This window comes from Streptomyces sp. NPDC088812 (assembly GCF_044750285.1).
Classification (GTDB): Bacteria; Actinomycetota; Actinomycetes; order Streptomycetales; family Streptomycetaceae; genus Streptomyces.
Window position 1 is genome coordinate 1 of record NZ_JBIVJP010000056.1, and the last position, 2,506, is coordinate 2,506.

At 69.6% G+C, this 2,506-nt stretch carries 3 protein-coding genes; 1 reads left to right on the top strand and 2 read right to left on the bottom strand.

Going from position 1 to position 2,506, the window contains the following annotated elements:
* Both ACIP67_RS43085 and ACIP67_RS43090 read right to left on the bottom strand, forming a co-directional pair.
* The coding region (locus tag ACIP67_RS43085; RefSeq protein WP_401700155.1) for a cation diffusion facilitator family transporter at window positions 1–518 on the bottom strand (518 nt) is incomplete at its 3' end.
* A 130-nt stretch (window positions 519–648) separates the two neighbouring features.
* The gene (locus ACIP67_RS43090) at window positions 649–1,656 is read right to left on the bottom strand and encodes an IS481 family transposase (RefSeq protein WP_401700157.1); all 1,008 of its coding nucleotides are present in this window, start codon (window positions 1,654–1,656) and stop codon (window positions 649–651) included.
* 291 nt (window positions 1,657–1,947) lie between these two features.
* On the opposite strand from ACIP67_RS43090, the gene ACIP67_RS43095 reads away from it, so the two are divergent.
* The coding region (locus ACIP67_RS43095; protein WP_401700160.1) for a helix-turn-helix domain-containing protein at window positions 1,948–2,506 on the top strand (559 nt) is incomplete at its 3' end.

Here is a 2,506-nt window from a genome sequence, read left to right on the forward strand (position 1 = left end):
GCCAGGCCGATCAGGGCCGAGGCGTCCTCCACCCACACGGCGCGCAGCGTGGGGTCCGAGGTCTGGCGCAGGAACGTGGCATCGCTGATGTGCCGCCGCTCCGCGTCGCGGCGGACGCGCCGGTGCGCGTTCAGGAACGAGATGCCCTCGAGCACGAACGCGACGGCGAGCACGATGTACGCGATCGTGTACTCCGCCTCCTCCTCGGGGGCGGACCAGGCCGTGATCCCGTGCCAGACCGAGACCGCCGAGCCCACCGCGAACAGGCCGAAGGCCGCGACCATCGACCACACGTAGGCCGCCCGACGCTCCGCCAGCAGCAGGAAGACCTCATTGCCGGCGTCGGCCCAGGAGTGCGCGGCCTCCGCCACCATCGCGGCTGAGCCGGTGACCGCGCCCACGATCGACTTGACGACGGCGATCACCGTGTTCACGCCGAGGGCGATCAGGACGGTCAGCAGGCTCTCGCCGCCGGACTCGGCGGCGGGCGGGGCGACGGCGGGCGGGGTACGGGTCATCCCCCGAGTCTGCCCCTGCAGGCGGGTGCCGGGCCAGGCTCGCCATGTCCGGGTCCGCCGGTCCGGGAGCGCGAGCGGGGGTCCCCGCGGATCGGCGTCGCCGAGCCCGTGAGGTCTCCGCGTGCGCGGCCTAGATGTAGGAGGTCATGACGTTGTTGACTCGGGCCGGGGCCAACGAGGCCGGCGGGGCGTCTCCGCAGGAGGTATGAGGCCGATGGTAGTTGTAGTGGTTCACCCACACTGCCAACGCCTCACGCCGAGCCGTCTCTGAGGTATACGGGCGGGCGTAGAGGACCTCATCGACCATCAGCCGGTTGTAGCGTTCGACCTTCCCGTTGTGGCGCGGGGTGTAGGGGCGGATCCGGTGGTGCCGGCCCCCGAGCGAGACCACCTTCGCGGTGAAGTCCACGGCCCGGTAGTTGTTCCCGTTGTCCGTGACCACCCGGTCCACGGTGATGCCGTGCGCGGCGAAGAACGCCCTCGCCCGGCAGAAGAACCCGATCGTGGTCACCGCCTTCTCGTCCTCCAACGCCTCGGTGTAGGCCAGGCGGGTGTACCCGTCGATCGCCGAGTGCAGGTAGGTGTACCCGACCCGTCGGCCAGGCCCGCGCTTGGCTGCTCGCGCGTTCTCGGAGTCCCGGCCGTGAGCACGCCAGCCTCCCCCTTCAGGGATGCGCCCGATCTTCTTCACGTCCAGGTGCACCATGTGCCCCGGACCCCGGGCGGTGATCTTCTGCGGTCGTTGGCGCAGGTCCTCACCCGTGGGCGCGAGGTCTGGCAACCGGGAGATGCCCAGCCGGTGCAGCCACCTGCCCACCGTTCGGAGGCACAGCTGGTGGCCTTGAGAGACCAGGTGGTGATGGATGCGGCGGGCTGACCACTTGCACTCCCGGCGCAGGGTGAGGATCTGGGTGACCAGGGCCGGGTCGAGCTGGGCGGGAGAGCGTCGTGGCCGGCAGGAGCGGTCTTGCAGTCCTGCCTCGCCTTCGGCGCGGTAGCGGGCCACCCAGGTGGCCACCGTGGGCCGGCTGACGCGGAACTCGGCTGCGACATGGGCTTGGGGGATGCCGTCGTGCAGGTGGCGTTGGACCATCCTGAGTCGGCCGGTGGGAGTCAGGGGTGCGTTAGCGTGAGTCATGAGTGGGTCTCTTTGCGCGGATGGGTTGTGTAGGAACTTCCATCCTGCGGGAGAGGCCCACTCGTCTCATCTCAGCCCGGGCCTCGTGCCAAGAACCTCATGACCCACAACACCTAGCGCGTGTTGCTTCCTTCCAAGTGCAGCTGTCGATGGCCCTTCCGTCTCCGCACTGGTGGGGTGCGCGGGCTCCAGTGAAAGGGTCAGGCGCTCTCGGCGAGTGGCATGACAGGGCCTCAAGGCTAGAGTCCGCCGATCATGCAAGAATACGTCCGCCTCCGGTACTCTTCTTACATGACTTTTCTGACAGTGGGGGAGGCCGCCGAGCGCCTCGGGGTCTCGGACCGGCATGTGCGGCGCCTAGCCGAGGATGGCGATATGCCGGCCCGCCGCCTCGGGGGATCCTGGTTCATCGATGAACACACCCTGACCCGTCGTGTGCGCAGGGCACCGGGTACAGGCCGCACCTGGGCTCCGCGGACAGCCTGGGCCGCCGTCGACCTCCTTGCCGGAGGAAACGGACGGGCCTTCCTCGACCAGCCGCGGATCTCCCGTCTGCGCTCCCGGCTGCGAACGCTCACCGCTGCCGAGATGCACCGACTGGCTGAGAACAGGGCCCGGCCCCACCGGTTCCACGCCTCGCCTCGAGCCCGCGCCAAGCTCGCAGACGTTCTCGTGCCCTCGGGGGTGTCCGCCCTGGATCAGTCGGATCTCGCCCGCCGCTTCGGGCTCGCCGCTGTCGAAGGGAACCAGCGAGAGGAGGGCTATCTGCTCGGCGACCTGGAGGCTCTCCAGTCCCGGCTCCGTCTCGACGCCTCAGCGGCGGGGGAAGTGGTGATCCGCCACGTGCCCG